Origin of the sequence: Aquimonas sp. (genome assembly GCF_044377145.1) — a bacterium.
Lineage (GTDB): Bacteria > Pseudomonadota > Gammaproteobacteria > Xanthomonadales > Xanthomonadaceae > Aquimonas.
In genome coordinates this window covers 1-4,940 of the sequence record NZ_JBILJQ010000147.1, presented here as the reverse complement: position 1 = coordinate 4,940, position 4,940 = coordinate 1, and the positions used below count along the sequence as shown (strand labels likewise).

The 4,940-nt window shown below is 68.9% G+C and carries 3 protein-coding genes; 1 reads left to right on the top strand and 2 read right to left on the bottom strand.

Annotation, left to right across the window (positions count from 1 at the left end; all coding sequences use genetic code 11):
* Positions 1–11 precede the first annotated feature (11 nt).
* Complete coding sequence (locus ACIQ7H_RS21750) at positions 12–791, bottom strand: hypothetical protein (RefSeq protein ID WP_395795517.1); 780 nt, start codon at positions 789–791, stop codon at positions 12–14.
* A gap of 132 nt (positions 792–923) precedes the next feature.
* On the opposite strand from ACIQ7H_RS21750, the gene ACIQ7H_RS21745 reads away from it, so the two are divergent.
* The gene (locus ACIQ7H_RS21745) at positions 924–1,748 is read left to right on the top strand and encodes a penicillin-binding transpeptidase domain-containing protein (RefSeq protein WP_395795515.1); all 825 of its coding nucleotides are present in this window, start codon (positions 924–926) and stop codon (positions 1,746–1,748) included.
* A gap of 157 nt (positions 1,749–1,905) precedes the next feature.
* Here ACIQ7H_RS21745 and ACIQ7H_RS21740 read toward each other — a convergent pair whose 3' ends face one another.
* Entirely contained in the window at positions 1,906–4,350 is a 2,445-nt protein-coding gene (locus ACIQ7H_RS21740; protein ID WP_395795513.1) for an ADOP family duplicated permease, read from the bottom strand.
* Positions 4,351–4,940 lie beyond the last annotated feature (590 nt).

The window sequence follows — 4,940 nt, the reverse complement described above, 5'->3', positions numbered from 1 at the left end:
CATCGACGTACTCACCCGACTGCCGACCACGCGCAACCGCGACATCGACAGCTTGCTGCCGATCGAGGGCTGGGCGCCGATCTGCAACTGAGGCTCAGCACGGCGAGTGGGGAAGCGGTAGGTGGCTCGGGCGGACGCATACGGTCGGCCAGCACGCTGCGCGCGGCATCTGCATTGCCGGCACGTCGCCACACCATCGCCTGCTGCAGCAGGGCCAACGCGCGATGGTAGGCATCGCTCGCCTGGGCCTGAGCCAGTCGATACTCGGCCAGTGCACCGGTCTCGCCGCTGACGATCAGTCGGCCCTGAAGCATCTCGCGCTTGGCCGCGGCCCAGTGGTGCCAGAACGCTGCCGGTGCCGCTACAGCGCTGGCACCTGCAGGTGCCGAGGCAGCGTGTGTGCAATCGAGCCAGGTCAGCACGTCGCTGGCGCTGGCGGGTTTGCCGTCGAGCAGCACGCGGATGCGCGCGGCTTCGCCCGTTGCCAGCCAGAACGGCCCGCGATTGCGGCCGGCCAGGGCCAGCATCGCCAGCGGACGATCGCGCTGCACGCCCCAGCCGACCTGCACGCCCCAGCGGGCGAAATCGGCGAAGGCGCGGCTGATCAACATGCGCGGATTGCTGCGTGCCGCGCCGAAGCGTTCGCGCAGCTGCGACTCGCGCAGCCAGCCCGCCGCCTGTGGATCGTGGCCGGCATCGATACACCACAGTCGCAGCAGCAGCCACAGCGACTGCTGCGGCACCGGCTGGCGGTTGAGGCGCGCCGGGGCGCGCAGTTCGATCTCGATCATGGCCACAGCCTAGCAGCGGCAGCGGCGCTGCAGTGACAGCCGTTACACCCGTGACAGCAGCGACGGCAGCCGTGCTGGCGCACCGAGCGGGCGAGGCCGAGGATGCGCCCTCCCCACACACGGAGCACGTACATGCATATCGTTCTGAAAAAGTCCTGTTGGCTGAAGGCTGCACTGATCGCCGTACTGATTGCTGTGGCGCCGGCCGGCGCCATGGCCGGCCCGGACATCGCCGAACGCTTCAGCCGCTACGGCACAGAAGGCGCCTGGTTGATCCAGCCCGAGGGTGCCGCCGCTGAGGTGCTGCACGGCGCGGAGCTGGCGGACCAGGCGCTGTCACCGGCGTCGAGCATCAAGCCGCTGCTGGCGCTGATTGCCCTGCAGACGGGGGCACTCGCGTCGGCCGACACGCTGGTGCCCTGGGATGGACGCGCCTATCGCGGGCGGCCCGAATGGGAGCGCGACATGGCCTTGAACGAGGCGATGCTCAGCTCCAGCGAAAGCTACTTCGGCACGCTTGCGGAGCGCATCGGCCGCGCCACGCTGGCCGAGTGGATCGCCCGGGTCGGCTATGGCAATGGCGTGGTGGGCGAGGAGCCGCGTCGTGCCTGGCACGACGGCGTGCTGTTGATCAGCGCCAACCAGCAGCTGCAGTTCATCGATCGCCTGCGTCGCGATGCGCTGCCGTTCGCGCCGGAACATCTGGCCGTGGTAAAGGCGGCGATGCTGCAGTCATCCACGGGCGGCCCGCGCATTTTCGGCAAGACCGGTACCCATCTTCGGGCTGACCGCAGCGGCAATGGCTGGTGGGTCGGCTGGGTTGAAGGCGATGAGGGCGACACCAGCTTCGCCTTGCTGGTCAAGCTGACCGAACTTGACGCGCGCGAGCGACGTCTGCAGTTCGCCAACGAGCTGCTGCAGGCTTCAGGTGTGCTGCAGCCGGTGAGCCAGCCATAGCATCGTGACCCATCCGTTCGCGTGCTGTTCCGAAGCCTGCTCGCCGCAAACGAGTGGGGCTGGAAAGTAACTCGGCTGAATCGAATCGCCCGGCCGCCGCGAACACGTAGCGGCCGGGCTTTTCCGACAAGCTTCGACGCTGCGAAATCGCCGCGGCTCAATCCGCGCCCAACGCACTCAGCGGCGAGATCCGCGCGGCGCGCCAGGCGGGCAGGGCGCAGGCCAGCAGGGTGACTGCACCGAGCAGGGTCGCGCTCAGCAGCAGGGCTGACGGGCCGACGTCGGGCAGGTCGGCCAGCAAGTGTTCCACCGCACTGGCGAACAGCCAGCTGGCCAGGCCGCCGAGCGCTGCGCCAGTGACCAGCAGCGCGGCCCCGAGTGCGAGAAAGCTGCGCAGGATCTGCTGCGGCTGCGCGCCCAGCGCCATCCGCATGCCGATCTCGCGGCGGCGCAGGGCGACGCTGTAGCTGAGCACGCCGAAGGTGCCGATCCCGGCCAGCAGCAGTGCGGCACCGGCGAACCCTGCAGCCAGCACCGCTGGCGTGCGGCGCGCGACCAGGGTGTCGTCAATTCGCGCCTGCATCGGGCGGATCTGGTCAAGCGCCAGCTGTGGATCGAGTTCGGCCAGCGCCGCACGCACGCTGGGCAGGGCCGCGGCTGTGGCCTGAGCGGTGGCCACGGTCAGAAACACTTCGGCGTGCGGCAGGTGCGAATAGGGCAGGTAGATCGCGCCGTTGCCGCTGCGTTGGCCGAGCTCGGTCTGTTTGACCGCTGCCACCACGCCGACCACGGTAAAGGCCTCCTCGACAGCGCGTGCATCCGGGCCATCGAATACGCGCTGGCCGAGCGCATTGCCATCGGGCCAGTAGAAGCGTGCGAAGTCGGCATCGACCACCGCCACCCGTGCCCCGTCCAGCACGTCGGAACGGTTGAGTGTGCGTCCCTGCTGCAGCGGGATCTGCAGGCTCTCGAAGTAGTCGCCGGCGATGCCGTAGCGGTAGTGCAACAGCGGCGATACGCCCGGCTGCGGGCTGTAGCCGGGCACATGCATCGCCTGCATGTCGTTGTCGCTGCCGCGGCCCCGCACCGGCACATTGGTGCTGAAGCCCACCGCCGTCACGCCGGGCACCGCGGCCAAACGCTCAAGCGTGCGTCCGGCGAAATCCAGTCGCGCTTTCGTATCGGCATAGCGCGTCTGCGGCAGGTCGAGCTGGGCCGCAACTGCGAACTCGGCACGGAAGCCGGGATCGATTTTCAGCGCCGCCTGCAGGCCCAGTCCGAGCGCGGTGGCGCCTGCCAGCAGCACGAAGGCGAGTGCGATCTGCGCGATCGTGAAGCCTTGCCGCAGGCGCTGGGTCAGCCGATCCGCGCTGGCGCCGCGGCTCTGTGACTGCAGCGCACCGCCGACGCTGCGACGCTGGTTCAACCAGGCCACCGGCAGCGCCAGCGCAAGGCTGAGCACCACGGCCAGCCCGATGCTGCCGAGCACGAGTTCCTGGCCCAGAACCGGCGGCGCTGACAGCGCCAGCGCGGCAGCATCGAGCGACTCCAGCAGCTGCAATCCGAGGCTCGCCAGCAGCAGGCCGAGCGCGGTGCCACCGAGGCACAGCAGTCCGGTTTCCAGCATCACCAGTCGCAGCAGGTCGGTACTGCGCGCGCCCAGTGCACGCCGCACGCCCAGCGCCTTGCTGTCGGCGCTGGCACGCACCAGCAGCAGGTTCAACAGGTTGACGCAGCCGATCAGCAGCAGGCCCAACGCACCCGCCTGCAGCAGGAGCAGCACCGGCCGCAGGCTGGCGACGTGATCGGCCTGCAGCGGGGCGATCGTCATGAAGAACCCGGCTTCGCTGACCTCGCGCGCCCACGGATAGCCCACGGCATCGGCGGCCTGGTGTGCCTCCAGCTGGGCCAGCGCCTGCTCAAGGCTCACGCCGGGCCGCAGCCGCGCCAGCATGTCGGCGTGCACTCCGTGCAGCGCGTTCAGCGCGCGGTGTTCGGCCGTCGATACCAGCGGCAGATGCAGATCGGCGGTCGAGGACAGAAAGCGGAACGCCGGCGGCAGCACGCCAACCACGGTGGCGCGCTCGCCGCTGATCTCGATGCTGCGGCCCAGCGCGCTGGCATCGCCGCCCAGTTGTTCACGCCAATAGCGGTCGGAGACGATCACCGTGGGTTCGGCGCCCGGATTCATCTCCGCCTCGCTGAAGCCCCGGCCCAGCGCCAGCCCGACGCCGAGCACGTCGAAGAACTCGGGCGTGATGCGCAGAGTCGGGCGCCGCGCCATGCTGCCGGGCTCGCCGAGAGTTTCGGAGCTGTAGCGGAACGCCGCCACCGATTCGAACGCCGCCAGCCCGCCATTGCGGCGGCTGAAGTAGTCGCGCACCGAGGCCGCGTTGCGCTCCAGCCCGGCCTTGGGATAACTGTTGAACACCGTGACCAGCCGATCGGCCTCCGGGAACGGCAGCGGCCGCAGCAGCACCGCATGCACCACCGCGAAGATCAGCAGATTGGCGCCGACACACACCGCGAGGATCAGCAGTGCGGTGGCGCTGAAGCCGGGCTGGCGGGCGAGTCGGCGCAGGGTCTGGGGCAGAGCATGCATGGGACGTTGGGCCTGTGGTGGCTGCGGCCTCGCGCGCTGCGGGGCTGTACATGCCGAAGAGTGATAGCAAGCAGCGTGCCGCTCGCTTGCGTGAAGCCTAGTCCATTGATGTATAGACAGTTTTCCCGGTCCTCGCGCCGTGGAGATGCAGCCCGGTGAGCTCCAAGTGTCCACGCCCGGACGTTCTGCGTGCGGGTGTGGACACCCGACCACACGCCTCAGCCGCCGTGGGAACGGCCGCGGACAGCCGATCGGGCTGGAGTTCGAAGCGTCCCACGCGCGCCGTACTCGGCAGTGTGCTCTGCGCCCACTCACATCCACGGCATCCATAGACGCGCTTCCCGATCCTCGGACAGCGAAGGATTGGATCCGTCCGCAAGCGGATTCGGAACGCGTCAACCCCTTTGAGACAGCCTGTTCACCAGATAGCTGTCATTCGTTCTCCTGAGTGGCGGATTCGCTCTTGCTTGCGATCTCGTTGCTTCCGAGTTCACTGGGCAGGGTCACGATGGACGTCGGCAGCGGGTTGATGGACACCTTCTCCGGCGGTGCTTTGGCGCGTGGCGCGCCGTGGACGAAGCGCTCGGGGT